Raw genomic sequence first — 26,972 nt, 5'->3', positions numbered from 1 at the left:
GGTAACCATTTCATTAGTTGGTTTTGCCGCGCGTCAAATATTGGCGCTTGACCTTGCCCGCATGGCAAGGTTGATCCTTGTAGGCATCTACTACAGGGAGTACGACCGATGTCCGATTCCATCACTTTCGACCTGCCGATTGCCGGCATGACCTGCGCCAGTTGCGCCGGGCGTGTCGAGCGGGCCTTGAGTAAAGTCAGCGGCGCCAGTGCCGTCAGCGTCAACCTCGCCACCGAGCAGGCCCGTGTGCAGGCGCCCGGCGACAGCTTGCCGGCGTTGATGGACGCGGTGGAGCGCGCCGGTTACAGCATCCCGCAGCAAACCATCGAACTGAATATTGAAGGCATGACCTGCGCCTCCTGCGTTGGTCGCGTCGAGCGTGCCCTGAACAAAGTCCCCGGAGTGAAAAGCGTCAGCGTCAACCTGGCCAACGAGCGTGCGCACCTTGACCTGCTTGGTCAGGTCGATTCACAAAGCCTGATCGATGCCGTCTCCAAGGCCGGTTATTCGGCCAGCGTCTGGCACGCCGAACACCCGCAAACCGATAACCAGCAACAGCGCCTCAAGCATGAACGCTGGGCGCTGATCTGCGCGATCGCCCTCGCCCTGCCGCTGGTGGCGCCGATGTTGCTGCAACCGTTCGGCATTCACTGGATGCTCCCGGCCTGGGCGCAATTCGCCCTGGCCACGCCGGTGCAATTCATTTTCGGTGCACGCTTCTATGTTGCGGCGTGGAAAGCCGTACGCGCCGGCGCCGGCAACATGGACTTGCTGGTCGCCCTCGGCACCAGCGCCGGTTACGGCTTGAGCCTGTACGAGTGGGCCGCCGCCGCCGGGCGCATGCCGCATTTGTATTTCGAAGCCTCCGCGGTGGTCATCGCCCTGGTGCTGCTCGGCAAATACCTGGAGAGCCGCGCCAAACGCCAGACCGCCAGCGCCATTCGCGCCCTTGAAGCGTTGCGTCCGGAGCGGGCCATTCAAGTGATCGACGGCCGCGAGCAGGACGTCGCCATCAGCGCTTTGCGCCTGAACGATCGGGTGCTGGTCAAACCCGGCGAGCGTTTTCCGGTCGACGGCGAAGTCCTCGAAGGCCAGAGCCACGCCGATGAAGCCCTGATCAGCGGCGAAAGCCTGCCGGTGCCGAAACAACCGGGCGATAAAGTCACCGGCGGCGCGATCAATGGCGAAGGCCGCTTGCTGGTGCGCACCCAGGCGCTCGGTGCGGAAACCGTACTGGCGCGGATCATTCGTCTTGTCGAGGACGCTCAGGCCGCCAAGGCGCCGATCCAGAAACTGGTGGATAAAGTCAGCCAGATCTTCGTGCCGACGGTGTTGCTGATTGCCTTGGCCACGCTGATCGGCTGGTGGCTCCACGGCGCGCCCATGGAAACCGCGCTGATCAATGCCGTCGCGGTGCTGGTCATCGCCTGCCCGTGTGCACTGGGCCTTGCCACGCCGACCGCGATCATGGCCGGCACCGGCGTGGCGGCGCGCCACGGCATTCTGATCAAGGATGCCGAAGCGCTGGAACGCGCCCATGAAGTCAGCAGCGTGGTGTTCGACAAGACTGGCACGCTGACCTCCGGCACGCCGCGCATTGCTCATTTCAGCGCCGTCGACGGTGATGAAAACAACCTGCTGACACTGGCCGGCGCGCTGCAACGCGGCAGTGAACACCCGCTGGCCAAAGCCGTGCTCGATGCAGCCGCCGAGCGCGGCCTGACGGTGCCCGATGTCAGCGACAGCCAGTCACTCACCGGTCGCGGCATCGCCGGTAATCTCGACGGCCGGCGTCTGGCGCTGGGCAATCGGCGGATGCTCGAAGAAAGTGCTTTGAGCGCCGGCAACCTGAGCGAATCCGCCCAAGCCTGGGAGGCCGAGGGCCGCACCCTGTCGTGGTTAATCGAACAAAGTCCGGAACCGAAAGTACTCGGCTTGTTCGCGTTCGGTGACACTTTGAAACCCGGTGCACTGGAAGCCGTGCAACAACTCGCGGCGCGCGATATTCACAGCCATCTGCTGACCGGCGACAACCGTGGCAGCGCGCGTGTGGTCGCCGAGGCTTTGGGCATCAGCAATGTCCACGCCGAAGTGCTGCCGGCGGACAAAGCCGCCACCGTCGCCGAGCTGAAAAAAACCGGTGTGGTCGCCATGGTCGGTGACGGCATCAACGATGCCCCGGCCCTCGCCGCTGCCGACATCGGCATCGCCATGGGCGGCGGCACCGACGTCGCCATGCACGCAGCGGGCATCACCCTGATGCGCGGCGATCCACGGTTGGTGCCGGCAGCGCTGGAGATCAGCCGCAAGACCTACGCGAAGATCCGCCAGAACCTGTTCTGGGCCTTCGTCTATAACCTGATCGGCATTCCGCTGGCAGCGTTCGGCTTCCTCAACCCGGTGCTGGCCGGTGCGGCCATGGCGTTGTCGAGCGTCAGCGTAGTGAGCAATGCGCTACTGTTGAAAACCTGGAAACCCAAGGACCTGGAGGAACACCGATGAACATCGGCCAAGCGGCCAGACACAGTGGCCTGAGTGCGAAAATGATCCGCTACTACGAATCGATCGGCCTGCTCAAAGCGGCCCATCGCACCGACAGCGGTTACCGGGTCTACGGCGCTGACGACCTGCACACCTTGGCGTTCATCAAACGCTCGCGGGATCTGGGCTTCTCCCTGGAAGAGGTCGGCAAATTGCTGACCCTCTGGCAGGATCGCCAACGCGCCAGCGCCGATGTGAAGGCATTGGCGCGTCAGCACATCGACGAGTTGAATCAGAAGATCCGCGAACTCGGCGAGTTGCGCGACACCCTGCAAGACCTGGTCGAGCACTGCAATGGCGACCATCGCCCCGACTGCCCGATCCTCAAGGAACTGGCCTCGGGCTGCTGCGCGCAACCCGCCCGCGCTTGATCGCCAGGCCTTGCACCAGCAACAAGGTAGTGAGCGGGATGCCGTGGAACAGCATAACCACGGCACCCGGCGTCCACCACGCATAAAACGGCGCGGCGATGAGCATGCCGACGCCGAAACCGGTCATTTGCAGCAAGGTCAGGAAGCTGAACACCGGCAGGCGCAAATGCTCGGGCTCACGTTGCAGACGCGACATCAGCCCGACTTCGGAAAAGCCATCGCCCAACCCTGCCGGCAAGGAAAACAGCAGCAGGCCGTAGAGGCTGTGTTGCTGGAACATCAGGATAAAGCCGCAGGACATCAGCGCCACGCCAAAGAAAAACCGTCGCTCCAGATGAATGTTGTCCGAACCCTTGAGACGGCTGGCGATTCGCGCCCCCAGCAGTTTGCCGCTGGCCCACACCGCCAGCATCAGCCCCAGCGTGGTGCTCGCCGACTCCGGCGTGAGCAGTTTGGAGACGATCGGAAAGCCAACGTTATGCGCGGCGCTGCCCAAGGTGTCGGCCATGGTCACCGCGAGCATCGCGGCAATCACCGGTGTCGCACGCAAGCCCTGCTTGAGCGCCGACCATTCACCGCGTTCGGGTGCGTCGTTGAGGCTCGCCGGTTCGAACCGTAGCGGCACAATCAATAACGCCGCGAGCAAGTAGGTCAATGCATTCAGAGCGAACACTGTTTCAAAACCGAACCCTGCCACCAGCAAACCTGAAACCAGACTGCCACCGACCATCGCGGCGGATGACGCCGAGGTGATCCAGGCATTGGCCTTGAGCAATTGCTCGGCGGCGATCAAACGCGGCAACTGACTGTTGAGACCGATGGCAAACATCGAATTGCCCAGGCCCAGACCGAAGGCGATCACCGGCAACAGCAACGCCTGCTGACTGAGCGGGGTGATCAGCAACAAGCCCAGCAACGCAGCGCGCAACAGATCGAAGGCAATCAGCGGCAAGCGGCCATTCCAGCGGCGATAAAACCGCGTGCCGATCAGACTGGCAAAAATCCCCCCGCCGACGCGACTGGCGAGAAAGATCCCGACGCTCATGGCGCTGTTGCTGAGCAAGTAGACGTAGGTGGCCAGCGCGACCATGTTGAGGAAGGCGCCGAAGTCAGAGATCAGGCGTGCGGTGACGATCAGGTGGGTGTTGCGCGGGGTGGTCACATTCAGTCCTTGAGTGTGGTTGGAGCGGTGGACAGTAGACGCGAATTTGCGTTGATCCGAAAGGGGCCCTCACCCTAACCCTCTCCCAGGGGGAGAGGGGACTGATTGGGGGATATTTGGGAGGTACACCGACCTGAACATTTTTCGTTGAATCCATAATCGACTCGTTTTTTCAGGTCGATGTATGACTCAACACACCTCGGTCGGCTCCCTCTCCCTCTGGGAGAGGGCTGGGGTGAGGGGCTTCTAGGCTTGTAAGGCTTATGATTCCAACAAAAAACCCGGCCGAAGCCGGGTTTCTGGTCAAGCGATCACTGCATCCACGGCGGTGGCGGTGGCTCGTCAGACTTGCCTTTCGGCTCGTCGTCCGCCGCGCGGATGGCCTGCTTGCGTTCCTCGTCGAGGCGCGCCGCTTCGATCTCGCGCAACACCCCGCCCACATCGGCCAGATCTTCCGGATCATCGAACTCACCGGTCAGCACACTGTTCGGGTGCAAGGTGCCGGCTTCGTACAACGCCCACATTTCCTTGGCGTACTTGGTCTGCTTCAATTCCGGGGCAAAGCGCCCGAAGTACGAAGCCATGTTGCCGACATCGCGCTCGAGCATGCTGAACGCGTGGTTGTTGCCAGCCGCGTCGACCGCTTGCGGCAGGTCGATGATGACCGGACCGGTCGGCGTCAACAGCACGTTGAACTCCGAAAGGTCACCGTGCACCAGACCGGTACACAACATCAGCACGATCTGCGAAATCAGGAACGCGTGATACTCGCGCGCCTGATCCGGCTCCAGCACCACGTCGTTCAGACGCGGCGCCGCGTCGCCGAATTCGTCGGCGACCAGTTCCATCAGCAGCACGCCATCAAGGAAGTCGTACGGCTTGGGAACACGCACACCGGCGCCGGCCAGGCGAAACAGCGCCGCCACTTCGGCGTTCTGCCAAGCGTCCTCGGTCTCTTTGCGACCGAACTTGGAGCCCTTGGCCATCGCCCGCGCCTGTCGGCTATTACGAACCTTGCGGCCTTCCTGATACTCGGCCGCCTGGCGGAAACTGCGTTTGTTCGCCTCCTTGTAGACCTTTGCGCAACGTAACTGATTGCCGCAGCGCACCACATAAACAGCTGCTTCTTTACCACTCATCAGTGGGCGCAGCACTTCGTCGACCAGACCGTCCTCGATCAGGGGTTCAATGCGTTTTGGAGTCTTCATCAGCTTTTATTGTGGGTCCTTTATTACCAAACACGCGAATGTCACTCGTTATACGGCAATCCTCGCATCACGGGGAGGGGTTGCCGACCTGTGAACGTTGAGAATGCACACACTGTGCCGGATTAGACAGGGCCAACTCTGCGTTCGCGCATCGACCGTCGGGAATCATAGCCGAGCCTGTTGTACTTGTTGGTACAAGTCTTCAAGGGCATTTGCGACAGAATCTGACACAAGGGTTCATACCCTTCGGAAGATTTTTCCGAAGTCGCCTCAATTTCCCTGTTTTGCAGCCGAAGCCCTCAATGACAGAGGGATTTGTCCGACAATCGTTCCAAAAAAATCAGCGGTGCCGCACTCAGGGAAACGGGTGATCGACAACGTTTTCGGCTGCCAATAAACCACAAGTCATCTGCACTGCGTGGGCCTACAAGAAAATCTGGAGCGCGGATGAACATCAAACAGAAATTGACGTGGGCGTTTGCAATCATCGCCTGCTTGCCGGTGGTGCTGGTCGCGACCCTGGTGGTGATGAACCTGCGCAGCGATGCCCGGGACAGCTTTGTCGACAGCAGCGGTCGCGAGATCCGTCAGGTCAGCAATGCCATGCAGCTGTTTTTCGACGGCATCAGCCAGAACGTCGATTATCTGGCGTCGCAACCGCTGATCAAAAACACCGACGACAGCCTCAAGACCTACATGAGTGCCAACGCCGAATCCGTGCCGCAGGGCGAGATGGACAAAAAGGTCTTCGCGTTCCTCCAGGATCTGGGCAACGCCCACCCGGCTTACGCCTATGCCATCGTCGGCACGGCCGCCGGCGGTTATGTGTCGTGGCCGGACGATCCCAAACTGAACAACTACGACCCGCGCCAGCGCCCCTGGTACAAGGCCGCCCAGGCCAAACCGGGCAAGCCGTTGCGCACCGCCGCTTATTACTGGGCGCAGGACGATGCGACCTACGTCAGCACCGTGCGCACCATCGACAACAAACTCGGCAGCAATGGCGGCGTGGTCAGCATCGACGTGACGCTCAAGCAACTCACCGAGATCGTCAAACAGATCAAACTGGGTGAAACCGGTTACCTGATGCTGCTGGAAAACAGCGGCACGGTGCTGGTCGATCCGAAACAGCCGGAACACAACTTCAAGCCACTGGACAGTCTCGGCGAAGGCTATGCGCAACTGGCCAAGGCCGGCAAAGGTCTGGTGGAGGTCGAGCTTAACGGCGAGCGCTACATGGCCAACGTCTGGCCGTCGGAACAGTTGGGCTGGACCTTCGTCGGCCTGATCAAGCAGAGCGATGTGATGAGCGCCGCGACGCAGCTGACCTGGTTGATCGCGGTCATTGCCGCCGTGTTGGCCGTGCTGTTTGCCGTGGTCGGCGCCAGTTTCGCCAGCCTGATCGTGCGCCCGATCCGCAGCGTCGCCAGTGGTCTTGAGGGCATCGCGCAGGGCGAAGGCGATCTGACCAAAAACCTCGACATCCGCGGCAACGACGAAACCGCGCAATTGGCCAACTGGTTCAATCAGTTCCTCACCGCAATCCGCAGCCTGATCCAGCACATCGGCGGCGCTGCCGGGAAAATCCTCGCGACCTCGCAGAGTTCGACCCGAGTGTCGAGCGACATGGCCGAAGCGGCCGGGCGCCAGCGTGAAGCCGTCGACATGGTTTCTACCGCGTTCCATGAAATGGTTGCCACCGCCAACGAAGTCGCGCGTTCGTGCAGTCAGGCGGCGGACTCCGCCGACAGCGGTCAGCGTCAAGCCCGTCAAGGCCAGCAGCAGATCGATGCGGCGGTAAACAGCGTCGATCAACTGAGTCAGGAGCTGGAGCAGTCGGCGCAGTCGATGCAGCAACTGGAACGCGACAGCAACGATATCCAGTCGATCCTCGGCACCATCCGCTCCATCGCCGAACAGACCAACCTGCTGGCGCTCAACGCCGCCATCGAAGCGGCGCGTGCCGGTGAACAGGGTCGCGGCTTTGCCGTGGTTGCCGATGAGGTGCGCGCCCTGGCCAAACGCACGGCGGATTCGACGGCAGAGATCGATGGTCTGCTCGGCAATCTGGCCAAGCGCACCAGTCAGGTCACGCAACAGATGCACGCCAGCCTGCAAGTGTCGCAGCAGTCGGTGACGCGCATCGGCGAGGCGCGCGAGAGTTTCGGGCAGATCCGCGAGTCGGTGGACGTGATCCGCGACATGAACACGCAAATCGCCACCGCCGCCGAAGAGCAACACCAAGTGGCGGAGGACATCAACCGGCACATCAGCCAGATTCACGGGGATGCGCAGTTGGTCGCTGAACTGGCCAACTCGGCGCGTCTGGATTCGCAGAGTCTGGCGGGGTTGTCGAATGAGCTGGATGGGTTGGTACGCCGGTTTCGTACCTGAGATTGTTGCGACCTCAACAACCCCTCACCCCAGCCCTCTCCCGGAGGGAGAGGGCTGGGGTGAGGTGTCTGGCGTTATACATCGACCTGAATTACCGCGTCGATTATCGATTGGGCTAAACGTCTGACGGAAACACCGTCGATTATGGATTCAGTAAAGCAAGATCAGGTCGGTGTAACTCCGAAGCATCCCCCAATCAGTCCCCTCTCCCTCTGGGAGAGGGTTAGGGTGAGGGACTCTTTCAGCGTCAGCGTTCGATAATGGCCGTGACACCCTGCCCGCCCGCCGCACAAATCGAGATCAGCCCCCGGCCCTTGCCCGCCGCGTCCAGCAACTTTGCCATGTTCGCGACGATGCGCCCACCAGTGGCGGCAAACGGATGCCCGGCCGCCAGCGAGCTGCCTTTCACATTGAGTCGGCTGCGATCGATCGAGCCCAGCGGCGCGTCGAGGCCCAGGCGGGTTTTGCAGTATTCGGGGTCTTCCCAGGCCTTCAGCGTGCACAGCACCTGCGCCGCAAAAGCCTCGTGAATTTCGTAATAGTCAAAATCCTGCAAGGTCAGCCCATTGCGCGCCAGCAAGCGTGGCACCGCATACACCGGCGCCATCAGCAGGCCTTCGGCACCGTTGACGAAATCCACCGCCGCCGCCTCGCCGTCGCGCAGATACGCGAGGATCGGCAAACCGCGCTCCTTCGCCCACTCTTCACTGCCGAGCAGGACCACGGACGCACCATCGGTGAGCGGCGTGGAGTTGCCCGCCGTCAACGTGCCTTTAGCGCTTTTCTCGAACGCCGGCTTCAATGTCGCGAGTTTTTCCAGGGTCAGGTCCGGGCGCAGGTTGTTGTCGCGGGTCAGGCCAAGGAACGGCGTCATCAAGTCGTTGTGCCAGCCTTCGCTGTAGGACGCAGCCAGTTTGTGGTGACTTTCGAGGGCCAGCTGATCCTGCTCTTCGCGAGAGATGTTCCAGGTCTGCGCCATCAGCTCACAGTGCTGGCCCATCGACAGGCCGGTGCGCGGTTCGCCGTTGCGCGGAAATTCCGGGATCAGGTGTTGCGGCCGCAGTTGCAGAAAGGTTTTCAGTTTGTCGCCGGTGGTCTTGGCGCGGTTGGCTTGCAGGAGAATTTTGCGCAGGCCCTCGCTGACACTGATCGGCGCGTCCGAGGTGGTGTCGACGCCGCCGGCAATGCCGCAGTCGATCTGGCCGAGGGCAATCTTGTTCGCCACCAGGATCGCGGCTTCCAGGCCAGTGCCGCAGGCTTGCTGAATGTCGTAGGCGGGCGTCGCCGGTGACAGGCGCGAGCCGAGCACGCATTCGCGGGTCAGGTTCATATCTCGTGACAATTTCAGTACCGCGCCCGCCACCACTTCGCCAATGCGCTGGCCGTGCAGGTTGTAACGTTCGATCAGGCCTTCGAGGGCGGCGGTGAGCATCGCCTGATTACTCGCGGTGGCGTATGGCCCATTGGAGCGGGCGAAAGGTATACGGTTACCGCCGATGATCGCGACGCGGCGCAGCTGACTCATGAATGACTCCTTTTCCAAATGATCGAATTTGATGCAATCCCTGTGGGAGCGAGCCTGCTCGCGAAAGGGCCGGCACATTCAACATCTTCAGTGCCTGATTGAGCGCTTTCGCGAGCAGGCTCGCTCCCACAAGTACCGCGTTCCTCTGCAAGACCTGCTAAACCTCAGTGTCTAGCGTAGGCCTTATTGCGTAGATCGAACGATTGATTGCCATCGGCAGTCCACACTTTGAACCCCGACTTCTGGAGAGCGTTCCATGTCTGACCGCTATATCGACTTCGCCAACTCGTCCATCGGCCACCGTTTGGTCGGGGCGCTGGGTCTGCCGTCGCCGGTGCGACTGGAACGCTGGCAGGCCGGGCGCCTGCGACCGGTCGAAGGTGCGCTGCTGATTGGTGGCGGGCCGCTGGCCGCACGCGTCAGCGCCTTCGCCAACCGTTTGACCGACGGGATTTACCGCTACGGCGAACAACCCGCGGCCGCCAGCGAATGGATTCCCGGCCACGGCCCGAAACTCAAGGCTGTGGTGTTCGACGCCAGTGAATTGCAGCACACCGACCAGCTCAAACAACTGCGCGAATTCTTCCAGCCGTTGATGAAGAACCTTGAGCACAGCGCCCATCTGGTGATTCTTGGCCGTGCGCCGGAAAGCCTCAGTGACCCGTTTGCGTCGAGTGCGCAACGAGCGCTGGAAGGATTTTCCCGCTCACTGGCCAAGGAACTGCGCAGCGGCGGCACGCTGCAACTGATCTACGTCGGCGACGGTGCCGAAGATCAACTGGAAGGTCCGCTGCGGTTTTTCCTCTCGCCGAAAAGCGCGTTCGTCTCCGGACAGGTCATTCGCCTGACTGCTTGTGCAACGCCGGTGACGGACTGGACACGACCGCTGGCCGGGCGCAAGGCGCTGGTGACCGGCGCGGCGCGCGGCATCGGTGCGTCAATCGCCGAAACCCTGGCCCGCGACGGCGCCGACGTGATTCTGCTCGATGTGCCGCCGGCCAAGACTGATCTGGATGCGCTCGCCGCCCGTCTTGGCGGACGCAGCATCACCCTCGATATCTGCGCCGAAGACGCTGGCGCACAACTGATCGAACAGCTACCCGATGGCCTCGACATTCTGGTGCACAACGCCGGGATCACCCGTGACAAAACCCTGGCCAACATGACCCCGGAATTCTGGGACGCGGTGCTCGCGGTCAACCTCAACGCACCGCAAGTGCTGACCAAGGCCCTGCTCGACAGCGGCACGCTGCACGACAACGCGCGGGTGATTCTGCTGGCGTCGATCAGCGGCATCGCCGGCAATCGTGGGCAAACCAACTACGCCGCAAGCAAGGCCGGACTGATCGGCCTCGCCCAGGCGTGGGCACCGACGTTGCTCGAACGCGGCATCAGCATCAACGCCGTCGCGCCGGGGTTTATCGAAACGCAGATGACCGCACACATTCCGTTCGGCCTGCGCGAAGCCGGGCGGCGCATGAGTTCGCTGGGCCAGGGTGGCTTGCCGCAAGACGTCGCCGAAGCCGTCGCGTGGCTGGCGCAACCGGGCACCGGCGCCTTCACCGGGCAAGCACTGCGGGTCTGTGGACAAAGTGTTCTGGGGGCTTAAGGCATGAGCATCGAATGGCACACGCTGGATCGCGAACCGAGTTTGCCCGGGCTGTACGCACGCGCTGCGACGCGACGCAAAATCACCGGCACGCAATTACCCGACAGCGGTTTGCGCTGTTGGGTCGACGTCGATGGCAAACGCCTGGCGGCCTATCGCAAGGTCTGCGGATTTGCCGACGACGGCCTGCTGCCGCCGACTTATCCACACATCCTCGCCTTCGCCTTGCAGATGCAATTGCTGACCGCCAGGGACTTTCCGTTTCCACTGTTGGGGCTGATTCACCTGAGCAACCGCATTCGCGTGTTGCGGCCCATGGGCGGGATCGGTCGGGCGCAGGTAAGCGTGCGCGTGACGAATCTGCAACCGCACCCCAAAGGTGCGACGTTCGATCTGCTGACCACGCTGGACGATCAACTCGGGCCACTATGGGAAGCGCAAAGCCAGATGCTCTGTCGCGGCGTGAAGCTTGAGGGTGAGCCTGTCGAGCACACCTGGGAGCCCGCGCAATCGCTGGTGGAGGTGGCACGCTGGAAAGCCCCGGCTGATATCGGTCGGCAATACGCAAAAGTGTCCGGCGACTACAACCCGATTCACCTGAGTGCAGCCAGCGCGAAGTTGTTTGGTTTTCCAACGGCCATTGCCCATGGTTTGTGGAACAAGGCACGAACACTCGCCGCGCTGAGCGATCACTTGCCCAAGGCCAATCTTGAGATCGCCGTGCATTTTCGCAAACCGGTGCGCCTGCCCAGTGAGGTGACCTTATTGGCGAGTGCAGCGGGGTCCAGTGGTGAGTTGCGGCTGATCGGTGCGCAAGACCTGGAACACATGGTCGGGCAGTGGCAACCCATTGCCTGAGCACGCGCGACACCGTTAATTGTGTGTATATAACTTAAGTTTTCGCCTTCCTTTCCCCTTCCAATGAAAAAACCATGGCCTTGATTATCAAGGCCTTTTTTTGCGCGGTTATCACCTGGGTATTAGTCCTAAGGCGCTGCTCCCGGCCCTCTATATAAAGGCGTTAATACCAACTTGAGAATGGTCGTAAACCTGTCCCTGGACTGAGATTGAGCACAACGGGCGAAGGCATCACCGACAACAGATCGGCGAGCCATCGAAGACAACGAACGTTGTGACAGGTGCAAGGATTCCCAATCATGAAAACTCAAGACGTGTGGTGCAAATCGGCAATTGCTCTGGCTTTGATTCTCTCCCTCGGCCTCGCCGGTTGCAGCAGCGGCGGTGGCGGTCATCACAGCAGCTCCGGCAGCTCGTCGCCGGACAGCAACACCGCTGGCACAGGCGGCACTGGAAGCACTGGAAGCACTGGCGGTACTGGCGGTACTGGCGGTACCGGTGACACCGCCGGTACAGGCGGAACCGGTGGGACAGGTGGGACCGGCGGCACGGGTGGCACAGGCGGAACCGATCCGACCAATCCAACCAATCCAACCAACCCGACCAATCCTACGGATCCGACCAACCCGACCAACCCGACCACCACACCGTTGGTGACCACCACTCTGCTTCAGGATGTCGGCAATACCGTCGCTGGCGTCGGCGATGGCGTTGGTCAGGTCGGCGACTCCCTGAGTTCCGTGCCTGTCGTCGGTGGCGTCGTGCAAAGTGCGGCCAACACCGCCGGCAATGTCGTCAGCACCTTGGGTAGCGGCGTGGCCGATGGCGTTGGCAAACTGGCCACTGATCCCAAAGGCTTGACCACTACCGTCGCCTCGGTCGGCGGTGTGGTCACGGACGTTGGCAACGGCGTGTCCGACCTCAGCGCCAAGCTGGCCACTGCAACCGGCAGCGTGCCGGTGGTGGGCGGTGTGGTGACCAAAGTCGCGCCGCTGCTTGATGGTGTCGGTGAGAAAGTCACCATGCTCGGCAATACGCTCGACACCACACTGACCAACGGCCCGACCAGCCAACTGACCAACAAACTCGGCGGTAGCCTGGTACCAGTGATTGCGATGGTTGAAAGCACCACCGACAAACTCGGCACGGCTACAGGGCTCGGCGATCCACTCAAAGGCGTGGTTGCGCAAGTCGGCGGCGCGGTAAACACCCTGGGCGGCAAGGTCACCGATGCGGGTAACGGCAATGCCTTGACCAACACACTCGGCGGCGCGTTGAGCGATACCGGGACTGCGGTCGGCAAGGCCGGGGGACTGGTGTCCAACGGCACCGGCTCGGGTACTGGTGGAGTGGGTGGTGGTTTGGGCGGCGGCCTCGGGGGTACTGGCCTACTGCAAACCGTCGGCGGTGCAGTGGTCAATGTCGGCGCCGGTTTGAATGCCGGCAATACCAACGGAGTAGTCAGTGCCGGCGGTGTGTCTGCAGTTGGCCTGGGCAACACCGTCGCTTCGCTCAACACCGTACTCGGTGGCTCGGGCTCACCGATCACCGCAACGACCTCACCTCTGGCCACGGTTGGCGCCACCTTGGGCAATGGCCTGAATCCGGTCACCAGCGCGGTCACCAACGTGACCCAGCAAGTCGGCGCAGCGACCGGTCTCGGCTCACCGGTCGCCGGCCTCACCGGCCAGGTCGGCGGTGCCGTCAGCAATCTGGGTGGCGCGATTGCCGCTACCAACAACCCGGTTACCACTGCGGTCGGTGGCCTGGTCAATAACGTCGGCGGTACCGTCGCAGCAGTCGGCGGCCTGGTCAACGGAGGTGCCAGCGGGGGCGCCACCGGTGGAGTGGGCGGCCTGGGCGGTTTCGTCGGCGGTCTGACCGGCACTCTTGGAGGCAACAAACGCTAAATTGCACCTGGCCGATTCGACGGCCTCACCTACAGCGCCTACGCTTGGTTGAGGGCGGAAGATTCCCACGAGTCTTCCGCTTTTTTCTTAGGAGAAAAACAGCCCCGCGCTGTGATCTGACCATGGAGTGTCCTATGCGCGTTATGGCATCCCTGCTGTTCCTCAGCCTCAGTTCCGCCGCCCTCGCCGACACCCTGCCCAGTTTTCTCAACAGCAACGAAACCATCCGCAACCTGCCCGTGCCGAACCTGCCGGCCGACGCCTATCGCCCGAGCGCCACGCCGGTGCAAGTGCCAGACGCCGGTGCCGCCGCCGCGCAACCGCTGTTGATGGAGACCAAAATCAAACTGCAAACCGTGCAGATCGAAGGCGGCACCCTCTACCCCCTCAACGAACTCGCCGAGATCTACAAGCCGCTGATCGGTCATGAGACCCGTCTCGCCGATCTGATCGAAGCCACGCGAAGCATTACACGGCGTTATCAACAGGACGGCTACCTGTTGTCCTACGCGTTCCTGCCGCAGCAAAACTTCAATGACGGCGTGGCGCGCGTGGTGCTGGTGGAAGGCTACGTGCGGGATGTTCAAATACAAGGCGATGTCGGCCGGGTCAAAGCCCTGCTCGACAAACTGGCGGCGAAAATCCAGGCCGAACGGCCGCTGACCCGCAAGACCTTCGAACGCTACACCACGCTGATGACGCGCATTCCCGGCGTGACGATCCAGGCCCAGGTGCCACCGCCCGGCACCACCGACGGCGCTACCACCCTGGTCGCCCAGGCCAGTCGCAAACCGTTCACCAGCACGCTGAGCACCACCGAAGACAACCGCAACGGCACCCAGGCCTTGCTCGGCGTCAGCAGCAATTCGCAAACCTCGATGGGCGAACAACTGACCCTCAGCGGCCTCTTTCCACCGGGTGACGACCACGAACATTACTATCGTCTCGACTACAACCAGTTCCTCAATGACGAAGGCGCGCAATTGGCGCTGTCGGCGTCACGCTACCGCGCGGACCCCGGCACCAATGTCCTGCTCGACAATGGCCTGCAACTCAAACCACATCGCGAAAATGATCGCTACTCGATCGGTTTCACGTTGCCGTTGATTGCCGCCTCCAACGAGCTGCTGACCGCCGGATCCAGGCTTTACGCCGTCAACGACAAAACCCGCTACAACGTGATCGGCTACCCGCTGAGCGCCGAAGAACGCACCGACATCCGCGCCCTCGCCTTCGAGAGCGACTGGCGCAAGGCCGACGCTCGCCAATTGCGGATCCTCAGCGGTGGCGTGTACCAAGGCCTCGACAGCATGGGCGCAAAAACCAACAACAACGCCATCGACCTCGACTTCTTCCGCCTGCGCCTGTCCGGGGTGCAAAGCGACAAATTCTTCGACAACTGGCAAGGCGTGCTGTCAGCCGCGCTGTACTGGAGCGACGACACCCTGCCCGACAGCGAACGCGCGGTGTTCGGCGGGCAGAACTTCGGCCGGGGCTACCCCGACGATCAAGCGTCTGGCGACAAAGGCTGGGGCGTGGCATACGAAATCAACTACAGCTTCAACCGCGACGGCAACTGGGTGCGCATCCTGCAACCGTACTTCGTCCTCGATCGCTCACGCAGTTGGTTCAACGAACTACCGGTGCAGGCCAACAACCTGTCATCAGCGGCGATCGGTCTGCGCTTTGGCGACGCCAAGTACTACAACATCGCGCTGGAGGCGGCGAAGGCGATGTCGGATGAAGCCCTCGACACCTTCAATCGACGGCCGCGTTACAGCATCAGCTTCAGCTACCAGTTGTGAGCCGAAACACCCAGGAAGCTTCGGCAGCTCAGGCGACCTGTAAAACCGGAAGAAATTGGGCGGCTGTCAGGCCGCCTTCGCGAGCAGGCTCGCTCCCACAGAAAAGCCAAAGCAAAACAGCGCACTCCGCACTCCGCACACACAGCGCATCGCCTCCGCCTCTCACCACTCAACACGATGAGCGCAAGCTCGGGTGAAGCTCTTGATCTTGATCTTGATACACGGGCGACGTCGGAAGGCTGAGAGGAGGGATTGATCCGGGGGTGGGAGCGCAGCGACCGTTTGGCGCAGCCAAACACATCGAGAGGAGGTGCAGCGAAGCAAACCGGAGGCGATGCCCCCGGATCAATCCCGCAGCGAAGGAACCCCGAGCCCCAGCGAGCGGGCCGCACGCAGGAGCAAGCCTTTTCGGTTACCTTTTCGGCGTTTGGAAAAGGTGACTCGCCGTAAGGGCGAAACCCTAAGAAGCCGTTACCGCAGCAACGGATATTCACCAACCCCCCATCACCCAGCCACATTCCTAGAAGACTTGGGAAACAAATTATCCAGAGTCTCCAACAACCTCAGGTAATAAATCGGCTTGCGAAACAGATCGACCACCTGCAACCGCAACAGGTCACTGACATCCTCCATATCCGCATGCCCGGACATCACAATCACCGGCAAATGCTGCCGCGAAGTATGCTCGCGCAAGCGCTTGATCAACGACATGCCGGACTCCTCCGGCATGCGCAAATCAGTAATCACCAACGCGATATCAGGATGCCGAGTCAAATGATGCAACGCCAGCTTCACCGACGTCGCCGTATGACAGGTAAACCCCTCACCCTCCAGCAACTCCGCCAACTCCAGCAACGCGTCCTCTTCATCGTCAACCAGAAGCAACTGTTGGCGGGGCAGCGAAGAAGCAGTCATGGGCAATCCCTGAAAACTGAAAGTGAGCCAAAGTGTAGCCCGGCATCAGCCGGGCATTGAGCTTCGTTTCAACTCAGGAAGACGGCGCCGGCGTACTCGACACGGCCGTCCCACCCAACGCCACCAGCAAGTTGTTGAACATGACCAGCACACGGGCACCCACCGGCGTCACAAACACAATGACCACCACCGCCACCATCGCCACCACAATCGCATACTCGATCGCGGAGGCTGCGTCGTCATTGGCCAGGAAACTGCGGGCACGAATCATCAGGTACTCAAAGAGCATCGCAGTTCTCCTGGGTGGTCAGGGCCGGGTCACGGCAGTGCCGCCCAGTCCGGTGAGGATGTTGTTGAAGTAGAACAGCACCCGATTGCCCAGCGGCGTGACGAATGCCACAACCACCACGGCAACCATTGCCACCACGATCGCGTACTCGATAGCCGACGCTGCCTCCTCGTTTCTGAACAACAGACGGACCCGGGCCATCAAGTAATCAAGAATCATCTGGAACATACATCCACTCCTTCGCGCCTCTGGCGCCGATGTCGCACTACAGCGGCAAGGTTCCACCGTGCCATTTGAGCATTGTCAACAAACCCCCAGCCAACAACTGTAAGAACGGATTAATCACAAAGGATTAATCACATCGCGAAGTTGCCGTTTGCTGCTGTTAATTGGCCAAGACTCATACTTTAGTGGGTTATTTTCCTGTCACTAATGGCGTTTTGGCTCGGATCAGCTAGCGTGGAAATAGCGAAATAGTTGCATGTTCATAGCTGCCGGATTGGGAACTTCTCTCGTAAGCAAGTGCGGTGGGTAGTGCAGCAGGAAAGGGAGAGCCGTCATGAACAGTCGCGTCACCATGGGCCTTGCAGCCGTACTTTTACTGGGAGCCATTTTTGTCGGTTATTGGGGCCTGGTCCTCAGTCGCCAACCGGCACCCGTCGTCGAAGCCCCCGTTGCCCCAACCGTCACCGTTGAAAAAACTGTCGCGATTGCCGAAGACCAGACCCGTCAACCGGTGGTGGTGCTGCTGCACGATGTGCCGCCGTTTACCGCGCTGACCGCTGCCGATGTGGCGGTGGAAAAACTGCGCAGCGCACCGGCCGGCAGTTTGAGCAGCGTCGATCAGGCCGTGGGCCGCAAACCCTGGCGGCACCTCAGCGCCGGCACCTGGCTGAATGATGAAAGCTTCAGCGCCGGCGGTTCACTGGCCCGCATGATCCACAGCGATGAGCGCGCACTGACCGTGGCGGTCGATGAAGTCATCGGCGCGGCCGGGCAGCTGATCCCCGGTGATTACGTCGATGTGCTGCTGTACCTGCGTCAGGACGCCAGCAACCTGCAACAGTCCGCACAGATTGTCGTGCCGGCCATGCGCGTGCTCGGCGTCGGCGAACAATACGGCCTGACCAACGACGGCCAACCGGCCTCGCCGGCCCTGAGCGCCGACGACAAACTCAAACAGGATCAACGCCGCATCGCCGCACGCACCGTGGTGCTGGCGGTGCCGGAACAACTGCTCAGCCGACTGATGCTGGCGACGCAAGTCGGCACATTGCGCCTGGCCGTACGCAGCAGTGAAGAACAACGCCTCGCCAAATACTGGGCCGGCGAAACACAAGCTCCGGCGCACCTGGACAGCGCCAACAACCAACTCTTCCAGTTCACGCAACTGGCCCTGGGCACCGGCCCGAAAGCGCCTTCCAGCGGTGGCTCCGGTGGCGCTGCACGGCCTGCCGTGGAAATCATTCGCGGCAATCAAATCACCCAACAAACCCCATGACAGCGCAAGGATCCAAGGGCATGCAGAGTCGTTTCAGGCCGACATTCAAACCGATGCTGCGCGCCCTGTTGCTGATGGGCCTGTCGATGGACGCCGCATTCGCGGCGGTCGGCAATTGTTCGGCATTGGGGCGCTTGCCGCCGGTGATCGAAATCGGCGAAGGCTTCCAACAGGATGTGCAGTCGCCGGTGGCGATCACGCGTCTGGCGATTGGCGATCCGAAGATCGCCGACGTGCACGCCAACGGCAGTTCGTCCTTTTTGCTCACCGGCGTCGCGCCCGGCGCCACCAGCCTGATGGTCTGGACGTCGTGTTCCGGCGAGCCGCGCCAGAGCATGGTGTTCGTGCAGGGCGCGGCCACCGCAGCGATGAACAGCACCCTGCCCTCGGATGATCCAGGCCTGCCCTCGCAAGTACAGACCGACATCCGATTCGTTGAAGTCAGCCGCACCAAACTCAAGGAAGCCACCGCCTCGCTGATCGGCACGCGTGGCAACTTTCTGTTCGGTTCGCCCGGCACCCTGCCGCCGATTGATGGGGTGCCGCAGCCACGCCTGCCGGTGGACAACTCGCTGTTCAACTTCTCGTGGATCGGCGGCAAGACCATGGCGATCATCAACGCGCTGGAAACCAGCGGCTTCGCCTACACCCTCGCGCGGCCGAGCCTGGTGGCGCTGAACGGCCAGAGCGCAAGCTTTCTGGCCGGCGGTGAAATCCCGATTCCAGTGCCCAGCTCCGGCAGCGACAACGTCTCGATCGAATACAAGGAATTCGGCATTCGCCTGACCCTGACGCCGACCATCATCGGCCGCGATCGCATCGCCCTGAAGGTCGCCCCGGAAGTCAGCGAACTGGACTTCAGCAACGCCGTGCAGATCGCCGGCACCACCGTGCCGGCGCTGACCATTCGCCGCACCGACACCAGCGTATCGCTGGGCGATGGCGAAAGCTTCGTCATCAGCGGCTTGATCAGCACCACCAACAGCTCGCAAGTGAACAAGTTTCCCGGCCTCGGTGACATCCCGGTGCTCGGCGCCTTTTTCAAGGGCTCGCAGATCAAACGCGAAGAACGCGAACTGTTGATGATCGTCACCCCGCATCTGGTGCAGCCACTGGCCGCCGACGCGCAACTGCCGTCATTGCCGGGAGAAAAACTGCGTAACTACGACCCGAATTTCTACCGCATGTTTTTCCTCGAAAACGGTAACTTCGACAAGCGCAGCGGGTTATCCCAATGAGTCAGAGCCTAAGCCAGACGTTCCTCGCCATCACCCGCAACAGCACCGATCTGGAGTGGCTGCAAAGCGCCCTTGCGCCGCTCGGCCAAGTGGTCAGCGCCGGCGCAGGCAGCCTCGACGAGTTGCTGGCATTGGTCGATGTAACGTTCGCCAATCTGGTCTTCGTCGGCCTCGACCGCGAACACGTGGTGGCGCAGAGCGCGCTGATCGAAGGCGCACTGGAAGCCAAACCGATGCTGGCAATCGTTGCCCTCGGCGATGGCATGGACAATCAACTGGTGCTCAACGCAATGCGCGCCGGCGCGCGGGATTTCGTCGCGTATGGCTCACGCTCCAGCGAAGTCGCCGGGCTGGTGCGCCGACTGAGTAAACGGCTGCCGGCCGTGGCCCCCAATACGCAACTGGGCGGGCTGACGGTGATGTACGGCGTGCAAAGCAGTTCCGACGGCGCCTTGCTCGCCAACCACATGGCCATGGTGGTGCAAAAGAGCGGTCAGCAAACCTTGCTGCTCGACCTCGGCCTGCCCCGTGGTGACAGCCTCGCCCTGCTCGGGCTGGAGAGTTCGTTCCACTTCGGCGATGCCCTGCGCCACTTGCGAAGGCTCGACGCGACACTGATCGACAGCGCCTTCACCAGCGCTGAAGCCGGGCTGCGGATTCTTGCCTACGCGAGCAACGATGAACCGCTGGAAAGCACCAGCGCCGCCGAGTTGTACATGCTGCTCAGTGCACTGCGCCAACATTTCCAGCACATTGTCGTGAACCTCACCGGGCAGACCGACAGCGAAGCCTTGCGCACCTTCGTCAGCCATTGCGACAAGTTGTTGTGGTACACCGATCAGAACGTCCTCAACTGCCGACGCAACCTCGCCGTGCTCAATCTGTGGCGCGAAAAAGGCATGAAGCTCGACCACGGCCGACTGCTGATCGACCGCTATTTGAGCAACGTCGCTCCGAACGCGGAAACCCTCGGCAAGACCTTCAACCTCGAAGTCATCGCCACGCTGGCACTCACCCCGGAAGTGCGCCTCAACGCGAAAAACCAGGGCGTCAGCCTGTTCGAGCTGGCCCCGCGAGAAAAACTCACGCAGAGCCTGCGCGCCCTCGGTGAACGGCTGGCGAAGCGCTCCGAAGGGCTGGCGAAACCGAAAGTCACCTGGTTCGATCGCTTGCGAGGCACCTCATGAGCGCAGAAAAACTCTTCGGTGCGCCGCCACGCAATGGCGTCGGCAACACCGACCACGAAGGCCTGAAACTGGTCCTGCACCGCTACATCATCGACGCGATAGAGGAGTCGGGAAAAAACCTGCTGGAAGGTTCGCGCCAGCAACTGGCGCAATTCGTCACCGACAAAGTTGCCGAATACATCGCCCGTCTGCACCTGGCGATCTCACGCTATGAGATGGAACGACTGGCCGAAGAAATCGTCGACGAACTCACCGGTTTCGGCCCCTTGGAAGTGTTGCTGCGCGATCAATCGGTGACCGAGATTCTGGTCAACGGCCCGCACCGGGTGTTCATCGAACGTGACGGCGTGCTGCACCAGAGCGATCTGCGTTTTATCGACGCACACCACGTGGAACGCGTGATGCAACGCATCCTCGCGCCACTCGGGCGGCGGCTCGACGAGTCCTCGCCAATGGTCGACGCACGCCTGCCGGACGGCAGTCGAGTCAACGCAATCATTCCGCCGATTGCCCTCGACGGCCCCTGCCTGTCGATCCGCAAATTCCGCAAGGACATGCTTAAAAGCAGCGACCTGATGGCCATGCAAACCATCGACCTGGCGATCTTCGATTTCTTCCAGGACGCGGTGGGCAAGCGCTGCAATATTTTGATCAGCGGCGGCACCGGCACCGGCAAAACCACGCTGCTGAACATCCTCAGCCAGTTGATCAACCCGCACGAACGCTTGGTGACCATCGAAGACGTCGCCGAGCTGCAACTGGGCCATCCGCACGTGGTGCGTCTGGAAACCCGTCCGCCGAATGCCGAGGGCCACGGCGAAGTGAAGGCCAGCGACCTGATCCGCAACGCCCTGCGCATGCGGCCTGACCGCATCATCCTCGGTGAAATCCGAGGCGTCGAAGTGGTCGATGTACTCACCGCGATGAACACCGGCCACGATGGTTCGATGAGCACTGTGCACGCCAACAATGCGCAAGATGCGTTGCTGCGTCTGGAGACGTTGGTGGGGCTGACCGGACGCTCCATCGCCGAACGCACCCTGCGCCAGATGATCTGCGCCGCCCTCGACGTGATCATCCAGCTGACCCGTATGCCCGACGGGCGCCGCTGCGTCAGCGAGGTGGTGGAAGTGGTCGGTATTCGCGAAGACGTCTACGTCACCAACACCCTGTTCCGCCTCGACCGCCGCACAGGTTTCGGCTTCCTGCGCGAAGCGGTCAACCCGGCCGGCGACAAGTTGCGCCACGAGGCCCACCTGAGCTGACGGCAAGGAGCACGCAGTATGTTGGGACCGGTCATTCTCATCGCCATTTGCCTGATATTGCTCGGGCTGTCGATCCGCCTGTTCCTGCACGGCTTGCACAAGACCGCGACGGAAAAAGTCCTCAACCGCCTCGCCGCCGGCCAGCCGCAACTGGCCGTTGAAAAACCGGTATGGGTGGGGCTGGAACGGATGTTTCTGCGCGCCGGGCTGGGCCGTCCCAGCGAACATTTCGGCGTGTGGCTGAGCCTGTGGGCGGTAGCGATGGGGCTCGGCTATCTGTTGGCTGGCTGGATCGGCCTGCTGCTGATGATCGGCGTGCCACCGCTGGTGTTGCGGCTGTACATCGCCTTCCTCTACCAGCGCCGGGTCAAGCGCATGATCGAGCAACTGCCGCAATTGCTCGATCACACCGTACGCAGCCTGAAGTCCGGACGCACGTTGAGCGATGCCGTGATGGGCGGCATCGAAGCCAGTGAAGACCCGCTGCAAAAAGCCATGGGCCGGGTCCAGCGCAACGTGCAACTGGGGGTGAATCTGCCGGACGCCGTCAGCGACTTTGCCGAACTCTATGAACAGGACGAACTGCGCATGTTCGCCCTTGGCCTGAAGGTCAACCATCGCTACGGCGGCAACGCCAGCGAGCTGCTGGAAAACCTGATCAAACTGATCCGTGAACGTGATCAGGGCGCCCGGCAACTGCGCGCCCTCACCGGCGAAACACGCATGACCGCGTGGGTGCTCGGCGCGCTGCCACTGTTGCTGGTGAGTTACTTCATGCTGACCAATCCCGGCTACATGCTCGGCATGTGGAACGACACGAGCGGCCAGCACATGCTGATCAGCGCCGCCGTGTTGCAAGTGGTCGGCAGCCTGGCGCTGTGGCGCATGTTGCGGAGCGTCTGACATGGTCTATCTCGCCGCCCTGATGTTGCTGCTCGGCGCCCTGCTGCTGGTGGTCAATCATTTGCTCACCGAGCGGCGTCGGGTGCGTCAGGTCAATCAGCGTTTGCAAGGCCATCTGGTGCGCGAGAACCGCTTCGGCAGTTGGCTGCGCGCACTGGGCAGCAGCAAGTTCGGCCAGCGCTCGGTCAGCATCGACAGCGAAACCCAGACCCTGCTCAACCGCATCGGCTGGCGCCGCGCCAATGAGCGCGCGCTGTTTGCCGCCTGCCAGATTGGTACGCCGCTGCTAACCCTAGGGCTGGCGATCTTTCTGCAAGAGGTGTTTTTCCCGCAGGCGGACCACCGCTGGCTGGTGCCGATGCTCGCCACCGGTGCCGGTTATCTGCTGCCCAAACGCGTTTTGGCCTACGCCGCGACACGTCGGCAGAAAACCATCGCGGTGGAAATTTCGACGTTCATTCCGCTGCTGCGCATCCTCTTCGAATCCGGCATGGCGGTCGAACAGGCGCTGCGTGTCCTCAGCACCGAAGCGCAAAAACTGCTACCGGAACTGACCAGCGAACTGCGCCTGATCCTCAGCCGCGTCGACTCCGGCCTGGAGCTCGGACAGGAGTTGAACAAAGCCGCGGTGATGCTCGCCGTCGATGAATTCAGCGACACCTGCGTGATCCTCCAGCAACTGATTCAACAGGGCGGCGGCGCGATGAAATCGCTGTTGGCGCTCAAGCAACTGCTGGATGACCGCCGCCTGACCCGACTGCAGGAATACATCTCGAAAATGTCCGCGAAGATGTCGGTGGTGATGATGCTGTTTCTGTTTCCGGCACTGCTGATCGTCCTCGCCGGCCCGGGCTTCACCGCGATTGCCCGGGCATTCGCCAACTGACCTTGCTCATGGAGAGCGTTTGATGAAAGTACTGATAGTCATGGCAAGTCTGTTGATGCTCGGCGGTTGCGCCACCGACGGCCAGGCCCCGTGGACGGCGCTGCTGGCACCGAGCAGTTGCAGCAAAATGACCCAGGAGCAGGAACTGGCCCTGAACCTTGCAGACGACCTGGCCAACGACGGCAAACTGCACGCCAGCCTGGCCAACCTGCAAAGCCTGCCGGACAACATCAGCGAAGTGCGCCTGCGCAAGGCCAAGGTCTATCGCCTGCTCGGCCGCAGCGAAGCCGAGCCGCTGTACCGCGGCCTGCTCGGCGGCTGCCTGAGCGCCGAAGCCGAACACGGCCTCGGCCAACTCTACGCCGCCCGCGGCGACAACGGCCAGGCCCAGGCCCACCTGCAACGCGCCGCCCGCCTGGCGCCCACCGACGAAAAAATCCGCAACGACCTCGGCGTGGTCTACCTCAACCAACTGCGCCTGAACGACGCGCGCTTCGAATTCCTTACCGCCATCGAACTCAAGCAGAACAACCAACTGGCGACACTGAACATGGTCACCTTGCTGCTGTACCAGAACGACTGGCCACAAGCGGCCGAAATCGTCAGCCGCGCCAAACTGACCCCGGCACAATTCACCGAAGCCCAGGAACGCGCAGAAAAACTCAAGGCACCGGTCAAGGCCAAACCCGCCACCGGCAATCAAGTCGCAGCCGTCGCCGATCCGCTGCCGTCATCGATCAAATAAGGAGACAGCCATGACCCCCTTCAAAGGCCTGTGCTACCTGACCTTGCTCAGCCTGCCCCTGAGCGCCGCCGCCATCGACGCCGGCCCCGCCTCGGCGCAACAACAGGAAACCGAAGGCTGGCTGGTCCTGCAAAGCCGCAACAAAGCCGCCTCGCCCAAGCCGCAAACGGCGACCGCGACCGAGCGGGATCTGGCGATGCAGCGCTGGCTGAAGAAGTACAAATATGAGATTCCGGATTTCTATGATCCGGATGCGGGTGGGAAGATCGAGACCAAGAATTAATGAGGTGGTGAGTTGGCGAGCGCTTTCGCGAGCAGGCTCGCTCCCACCTTTTGAAATGCATTGCACCTGTGGGAGCCAGCCTGCTGGCGATAAACGATAACGCGGTGCTCGTGCCGGGTCAGCTCTGCGGATCAACCCGATCCAACGCCCGGTTTACCGCCAGTTCAGCCAGCATGATGATCTGCTGAATCGCCAGCGCCGTATTGCGCTCGGGCCGGCCGAGTTGATCAGCAAAGTTACCGGCCAGTGTGTTGGCCGAGGCCAGGGATTCGCAGGCGTGGGCGAGCAGGCTTTCGGTATCGATTTTCGGATGGATGAGAAACATTGTGCTCGGTTGGCGGGGTTTTGCAGGTTCGGGGCAGAGGTAGAAATCGAGAGCGCGTTTGATCGCTTCGCGGTTTTTGGCGAGGTTGTCGGCGCGGATGGCTTCGTCGAGCGGGGTGGTGGGTTCGGTGGGTGGGTCGGGGATCAGTTTGTCCATTGAAACAACTCTCCAAAGTCTCGGCCAACACCTGCTGCCATTCTCACGGGGCAAAAGGTGGCAGCTATATGCGGGGTGAGAATACCGGTTATGGACACCCGGCCAGACCGAAGTCTGCCCGCACACAGCCGCCATGACGCATTGCAGACAGCGGAAAGCTGGCGGCGATTATGCGTGCACAGATGCTGGATGACCATAAGTTGCCGGGTTCTCACACCCGATCGCTGAGTGTTCAGCGACGGTCCAAGACTAGAGAGCAGACGTCCGACGGACAACCTGAAAACCTTGTGGGAAGGTTCTGGTTGTCTGGCACACATTTAAACAGCCAAAAGCCAACCCTCACCCTAGCCCTCTCCCGGAGGGAGAGGGGACTGACCGAGTTGTCTGGGAGAGCTACGCCGACGTGAAATACCGAGTTGAGCTCAGATTCCGAAACAGATCAAAAGCCCCTCACCCTAGCCCTCTCCCAGAGGGAGAGGGGACTGACCGCGTTGTCTGGGAGAGCTACGCCGACGTGAAATACCGAGTTGAGCTCAGATTCCGAAACAGATCAAAAGCCCCTCACCCTAGCCCTCCCGAAACGTCGGACCGCCCGTAGGGAGAGGGGACTGACCGAGTTGTCTGGGAGAGCTACGCCGACTTGCGATACCGAGTTGAATGCCCATTTTGAAAGGCCCACCATCGGCTCCCTCTCCCTCGGGAGAGGGCTGGGCGGGCGGCGTTCCGATGAGGGGCAAATCCACCACAAACCCAAAACCGACCACGCTGTGCTTCTCACCACTCAATAGGCCGAGTGTCAGCTCGCCTGCTTTTGATCCTGGAGCCCGTCGGCAGGCTGAGCGGAGGGATTGATCCGGGGTGGGAGCGCAGCGACCGTTTGGCGCAGCCAAACACATCGAGAGGAGGTGCAGCGAAGCAAACCGGAGGCGATGCCCCCGGATCGATCCCGGAGCGAAGGAACCCCGAGCCTCAGCGAGGGGCCGAACGTCAGGGCGGAACCCTAATCAGCACCACCCGCAGCAACGGATATACACACAAAAAACCAGTCTCAATGCGCCGTAACCCGCTGCCGCGCAGCCGAAGCACTCGGCGAAAGCGCCAAAGCCAACTGCGTCCGATTATGCATATGCGTCAACCGCAACACCTGCGAAACATAAAGCTTCACCGTGTTCTCGGTAATCCCCAACTCACAGGCAATCTGATAATTGGTCTGCCCCTTGCCCACCAACCGCGCCACATCCAGCTGCCGTGGCGACAACTGATTGAAAATCGCCGGCATCTCCAGCGCCTCGGCCTCACCCGCCTGCGCCACATCACGCGCCGAAGCCGGACTGCGCCGCACCTTGTCCAGATCCTGATAAAGGTCATCAATCGACTCGGACAAATACTGCAGCTTCTGATTCAAATGCCCCAACTGCAGATTCTTTTGCCGCTCCTGCAACGCCAGTTCCTGACGCCGCAATCCCTCGAGCAACTCATCCAGCTCAATCGGCTTCTGATAATAATCGGCAATCCCTGCGCGCAACGCCTTGATCACATCCTGTTTGTCAGCACGCCCGGTGAGCATGATCGCCTCGAACGCCCGATGCTTGCCCGCCAGCCGCTGCAACGCCTGGATCAACTGAATGCCATCCATGTCCGGCATGTGCAGATCACTCAACACCAGACCAATCTCCGCGTCTTCGCTGAAACGCTCGATCGCCTGTGCACTGGACTCACACGGCACACAGCGGTAACCGTTACTTTCGAGAAACTCGCACAACTCCTCCACAATCAACGGCTGATCGTCGACCACGAGGACTTTTATCGCAGACGTAAGCTTGTTCACGTGCCACTCCATGTCCCAGGCCAAAGCTGACCATTCCTGTACTGCCAGCCTTTGGCTGTAAAACCAGT

General features: G+C 61.5%; 23 protein-coding genes and 1 pseudogene. 16 read left to right on the top strand and 8 right to left on the bottom strand.

What is annotated here, in order from left to right; translation table 11 throughout:
• The first annotated feature begins 108 nt into the window (after nucleotides 1-108).
• On the top strand, nucleotides 109-2,502 hold the full coding sequence (gene cueA, locus A8O26_RS06705; protein WP_064117304.1) for a copper resistance metal-translocating P1-type ATPase CueA: 2,394 nt from the start codon (nucleotides 109-111) through the stop codon (nucleotides 2,500-2,502).
• The gene (gene cueR / locus A8O26_RS06700) at nucleotides 2,499-2,912 is read left to right on the top strand and encodes a Cu(I)-responsive transcriptional regulator (RefSeq protein ID WP_064117303.1); all 414 of its coding nucleotides are present in this window, start codon (nucleotides 2,499-2,501) and stop codon (nucleotides 2,910-2,912) included. Before cueA ends, cueR begins: the two co-directional genes overlap by 4 nt.
• On the opposite strand, the gene A8O26_RS06695 is transcribed toward cueR, so the two are convergent.
• Nucleotides 2,866-4,074, bottom strand: a complete 1,209-nt coding sequence (locus A8O26_RS06695; RefSeq protein WP_064117302.1) for an MFS transporter — start codon at nucleotides 4,072-4,074, stop codon at nucleotides 2,866-2,868. The two genes, cueR and A8O26_RS06695, sit on opposite strands and share 47 nt — an antisense overlap.
• A gap of 311 nt (nucleotides 4,075-4,385) precedes the next feature.
• A complete protein-coding gene (locus A8O26_RS06690; protein ID WP_064117301.1) occupies nucleotides 4,386-5,282 on the bottom strand; it encodes a PA4780 family RIO1-like protein kinase in 897 nt (298 codons plus the stop codon).
• A gap of 447 nt (nucleotides 5,283-5,729) precedes the next feature.
• On the opposite strand from A8O26_RS06690, the pseudogene A8O26_RS30580 reads away from it, so the two are divergent.
• Both A8O26_RS30580 and A8O26_RS30575 read left to right on the top strand, forming a co-directional pair.
• A pseudogene (locus A8O26_RS30580) lies at nucleotides 5,730-6,818 on the top strand (cache domain-containing protein); the annotation flags it as partial.
• 90 nt (nucleotides 6,819-6,908) lie between these two features.
• Nucleotides 6,909-7,676, top strand: coding sequence for a methyl-accepting chemotaxis protein (locus A8O26_RS30575; RefSeq protein ID WP_416221716.1), 768 nt, complete (start codon nucleotides 6,909-6,911; stop codon nucleotides 7,674-7,676).
• Nucleotides 7,677-7,923: 247 nt separating this feature from the next.
• Here A8O26_RS30575 and A8O26_RS06680 read toward each other — a convergent pair whose 3' ends face one another.
• Entirely contained in the window at nucleotides 7,924-9,201 is a 1,278-nt protein-coding gene (locus A8O26_RS06680) for an acetyl-CoA C-acetyltransferase (protein WP_064117299.1), read from the bottom strand.
• 256 nt (nucleotides 9,202-9,457) lie between these two features.
• Between A8O26_RS06680 and A8O26_RS06675 the strand changes: the two genes are divergently transcribed.
• The 4 genes from A8O26_RS06675 (at nucleotide 9,458) to A8O26_RS06660 (ending at nucleotide 15,383) form a co-directional block, all read left to right on the top strand.
• Nucleotides 9,458-10,810 carry a 3-oxoacyl-ACP reductase gene (locus A8O26_RS06675; RefSeq protein ID WP_064117298.1) on the top strand — a complete coding sequence of 451 codons (1,353 nt, stop codon included), beginning with the start codon at nucleotides 9,458-9,460 and terminating at the stop codon, nucleotides 10,808-10,810.
• A 3-nt stretch (nucleotides 10,811-10,813) separates the two neighbouring features.
• Nucleotides 10,814-11,668: a MaoC family dehydratase gene (locus A8O26_RS06670; protein ID WP_064117297.1), complete on the top strand. Its 855-nt coding sequence runs from the start codon at nucleotides 10,814-10,816 to the stop codon at nucleotides 11,666-11,668.
• Between the two features lie 299 nt (nucleotides 11,669-11,967).
• The gene (locus A8O26_RS06665; protein ID WP_064117296.1) at nucleotides 11,968-13,578 is read left to right on the top strand and encodes a collagen-like triple helix repeat-containing protein; all 1,611 of its coding nucleotides are present in this window, start codon (nucleotides 11,968-11,970) and stop codon (nucleotides 13,576-13,578) included.
• Nucleotides 13,579-13,712: 134 nt separating this feature from the next.
• A complete protein-coding gene (locus A8O26_RS06660; protein ID WP_064117295.1) occupies nucleotides 13,713-15,383 on the top strand; it encodes a ShlB/FhaC/HecB family hemolysin secretion/activation protein in 1,671 nt (556 codons plus the stop codon).
• A gap of 504 nt (nucleotides 15,384-15,887) precedes the next feature.
• Here the strand turns inward: A8O26_RS06660 and A8O26_RS06655 are convergent.
• The 3 genes from A8O26_RS06655 to A8O26_RS06645 form a co-directional block, all read right to left on the bottom strand.
• Nucleotides 15,888-16,298, bottom strand: coding sequence for a response regulator (locus A8O26_RS06655; RefSeq protein WP_064117294.1), 411 nt, complete (start codon nucleotides 16,296-16,298; stop codon nucleotides 15,888-15,890).
• Nucleotides 16,299-16,371: 73 nt separating this feature from the next.
• Nucleotides 16,372-16,587, bottom strand: coding sequence for a Flp family type IVb pilin (locus tag A8O26_RS06650; RefSeq protein WP_064117293.1), 216 nt, complete (start codon nucleotides 16,585-16,587; stop codon nucleotides 16,372-16,374).
• An 18-nt stretch (nucleotides 16,588-16,605) separates the two neighbouring features.
• Nucleotides 16,606-16,815: a Flp family type IVb pilin gene (locus tag A8O26_RS06645; protein WP_437339874.1), complete on the bottom strand. Its 210-nt coding sequence runs from the start codon at nucleotides 16,813-16,815 to the stop codon at nucleotides 16,606-16,608.
• A gap of 331 nt (nucleotides 16,816-17,146) precedes the next feature.
• On the opposite strand from A8O26_RS06645, the gene cpaB reads away from it, so the two are divergent.
• From cpaB to A8O26_RS06605, 8 genes are read left to right on the top strand one after another with little or no spacing between them, the layout of a single operon-like run.
• Complete coding sequence (cpaB, locus tag A8O26_RS06640; RefSeq protein ID WP_064117292.1) at nucleotides 17,147-18,088, top strand: Flp pilus assembly protein CpaB; 942 nt, start codon at nucleotides 17,147-17,149, stop codon at nucleotides 18,086-18,088.
• Nucleotides 18,089-18,108: 20 nt separating this feature from the next.
• Nucleotides 18,109-19,326 (top strand): type II and III secretion system protein family protein, encoded by a 1,218-nt coding sequence (locus A8O26_RS06635; protein WP_064117291.1) that lies wholly within the window; start codon nucleotides 18,109-18,111, stop codon nucleotides 19,324-19,326.
• A complete protein-coding gene (locus A8O26_RS06630; RefSeq protein ID WP_064117290.1) occupies nucleotides 19,323-20,513 on the top strand; it encodes a pilus assembly protein in 1,191 nt (396 codons plus the stop codon). Before A8O26_RS06635 ends, A8O26_RS06630 begins: the two co-directional genes overlap by 4 nt.
• Nucleotides 20,510-21,778, top strand: coding sequence for a CpaF family protein (locus A8O26_RS06625; RefSeq protein WP_064117289.1), 1,269 nt, complete (start codon nucleotides 20,510-20,512; stop codon nucleotides 21,776-21,778). Before A8O26_RS06630 ends, A8O26_RS06625 begins: the two co-directional genes overlap by 4 nt.
• A gap of 18 nt (nucleotides 21,779-21,796) precedes the next feature.
• Nucleotides 21,797-22,681: a type II secretion system F family protein gene (locus tag A8O26_RS06620; protein ID WP_064117288.1), complete on the top strand. Its 885-nt coding sequence runs from the start codon at nucleotides 21,797-21,799 to the stop codon at nucleotides 22,679-22,681.
• 1 nt (nucleotide 22,682) lies between these two features.
• The gene (locus A8O26_RS06615) at nucleotides 22,683-23,567 is read left to right on the top strand and encodes a type II secretion system F family protein (RefSeq protein ID WP_064117287.1); all 885 of its coding nucleotides are present in this window, start codon (nucleotides 22,683-22,685) and stop codon (nucleotides 23,565-23,567) included.
• 22 nt (nucleotides 23,568-23,589) lie between these two features.
• On the top strand, nucleotides 23,590-24,312 hold the full coding sequence (locus A8O26_RS06610) for a tetratricopeptide repeat protein (protein ID WP_064117286.1): 723 nt from the start codon (nucleotides 23,590-23,592) through the stop codon (nucleotides 24,310-24,312).
• A gap of 10 nt (nucleotides 24,313-24,322) precedes the next feature.
• Nucleotides 24,323-24,595, top strand: coding sequence for a DUF3613 domain-containing protein (locus tag A8O26_RS06605; protein ID WP_064117285.1), 273 nt, complete (start codon nucleotides 24,323-24,325; stop codon nucleotides 24,593-24,595).
• Nucleotides 24,596-24,713: 118 nt separating this feature from the next.
• On the opposite strand, the gene A8O26_RS06600 is transcribed toward A8O26_RS06605, so the two are convergent.
• Both A8O26_RS06600 and A8O26_RS06595 read right to left on the bottom strand, forming a co-directional pair.
• On the bottom strand, nucleotides 24,714-25,076 hold the full coding sequence (locus tag A8O26_RS06600; RefSeq protein WP_064117284.1) for a DUF6124 family protein: 363 nt from the start codon (nucleotides 25,074-25,076) through the stop codon (nucleotides 24,714-24,716).
• Nucleotides 25,077-26,124: 1,048 nt separating this feature from the next.
• Complete coding sequence (locus tag A8O26_RS06595; RefSeq protein ID WP_064117316.1) at nucleotides 26,125-26,904, bottom strand: response regulator transcription factor; 780 nt, start codon at nucleotides 26,902-26,904, stop codon at nucleotides 26,125-26,127.
• Nucleotides 26,905-26,972 lie beyond the last annotated feature (68 nt).

This window comes from Pseudomonas fluorescens, from assembly GCF_001648775.1.
Taxonomy (GTDB): domain Bacteria; phylum Pseudomonadota; class Gammaproteobacteria; order Pseudomonadales; family Pseudomonadaceae; genus Aquipseudomonas; species Aquipseudomonas fluorescens_M.
The sequence above is the reverse complement of the archived record's forward strand: the minus strand, read 5'-3'. Positions and strand labels throughout refer to the sequence as shown.

Excerpts from the sequence above, each read along its gene's own strand:
- cueA (WP_064117304.1), top strand. The coding sequence starts at position 109 with ATGTCCGATTCCATCACTTTCGACCTGCCGATTGCCGGCATGACCTGC.
- cueR (WP_064117303.1), top strand. The coding sequence starts at position 2,499 with ATGAACATCGGCCAAGCGGCCAGACACAGTGGCCTGAGTGCGAAAATG.
- A8O26_RS06690 (WP_064117301.1), bottom strand. The coding sequence starts at position 5,282 with ATGAAGACTCCAAAACGCATTGAACCCCTGATCGAGGACGGTCTGGTC.
- A8O26_RS30575 (WP_416221716.1), top strand. The coding sequence starts at position 6,909 with ATGGCCGAAGCGGCCGGGCGCCAGCGTGAAGCCGTCGACATGGTTTCT.
- A8O26_RS06680 (WP_064117299.1), bottom strand. The coding sequence starts at position 9,201 with ATGAGTCAGCTGCGCCGCGTCGCGATCATCGGCGGTAACCGTATACCT.
- A8O26_RS06675 (WP_064117298.1), top strand. The coding sequence starts at position 9,458 with ATGTCTGACCGCTATATCGACTTCGCCAACTCGTCCATCGGCCACCGT.
- A8O26_RS06670 (WP_064117297.1), top strand. The coding sequence starts at position 10,814 with ATGAGCATCGAATGGCACACGCTGGATCGCGAACCGAGTTTGCCCGGG.
- A8O26_RS06665 (WP_064117296.1), top strand. The coding sequence starts at position 11,968 with ATGAAAACTCAAGACGTGTGGTGCAAATCGGCAATTGCTCTGGCTTTG.
- A8O26_RS06660 (WP_064117295.1), top strand. The coding sequence starts at position 13,713 with ATGCGCGTTATGGCATCCCTGCTGTTCCTCAGCCTCAGTTCCGCCGCC.
- A8O26_RS06655 (WP_064117294.1), bottom strand. The coding sequence starts at position 16,298 with ATGACTGCTTCTTCGCTGCCCCGCCAACAGTTGCTTCTGGTTGACGAT.
- A8O26_RS06650 (WP_064117293.1), bottom strand. The coding sequence starts at position 16,587 with ATGCTCTTTGAGTACCTGATGATTCGTGCCCGCAGTTTCCTGGCCAAT.
- A8O26_RS06645 (WP_437339874.1), bottom strand. The coding sequence starts at position 16,815 with ATGTTCCAGATGATTCTTGATTACTTGATGGCCCGGGTCCGTCTGTTG.
- cpaB (WP_064117292.1), top strand. The coding sequence starts at position 17,147 with ATGAACAGTCGCGTCACCATGGGCCTTGCAGCCGTACTTTTACTGGGA.
- A8O26_RS06635 (WP_064117291.1), top strand. The coding sequence starts at position 18,109 with ATGCAGAGTCGTTTCAGGCCGACATTCAAACCGATGCTGCGCGCCCTG.
- A8O26_RS06630 (WP_064117290.1), top strand. The coding sequence starts at position 19,323 with ATGAGTCAGAGCCTAAGCCAGACGTTCCTCGCCATCACCCGCAACAGC.
- A8O26_RS06625 (WP_064117289.1), top strand. The coding sequence starts at position 20,510 with ATGAGCGCAGAAAAACTCTTCGGTGCGCCGCCACGCAATGGCGTCGGC.
- A8O26_RS06620 (WP_064117288.1), top strand. The coding sequence starts at position 21,797 with ATGTTGGGACCGGTCATTCTCATCGCCATTTGCCTGATATTGCTCGGG.
- A8O26_RS06615 (WP_064117287.1), top strand. The coding sequence starts at position 22,683 with ATGGTCTATCTCGCCGCCCTGATGTTGCTGCTCGGCGCCCTGCTGCTG.
- A8O26_RS06610 (WP_064117286.1), top strand. The coding sequence starts at position 23,590 with ATGAAAGTACTGATAGTCATGGCAAGTCTGTTGATGCTCGGCGGTTGC.
- A8O26_RS06605 (WP_064117285.1), top strand. The coding sequence starts at position 24,323 with ATGACCCCCTTCAAAGGCCTGTGCTACCTGACCTTGCTCAGCCTGCCC.
- A8O26_RS06600 (WP_064117284.1), bottom strand. The coding sequence starts at position 25,076 with ATGGACAAACTGATCCCCGACCCACCCACCGAACCCACCACCCCGCTC.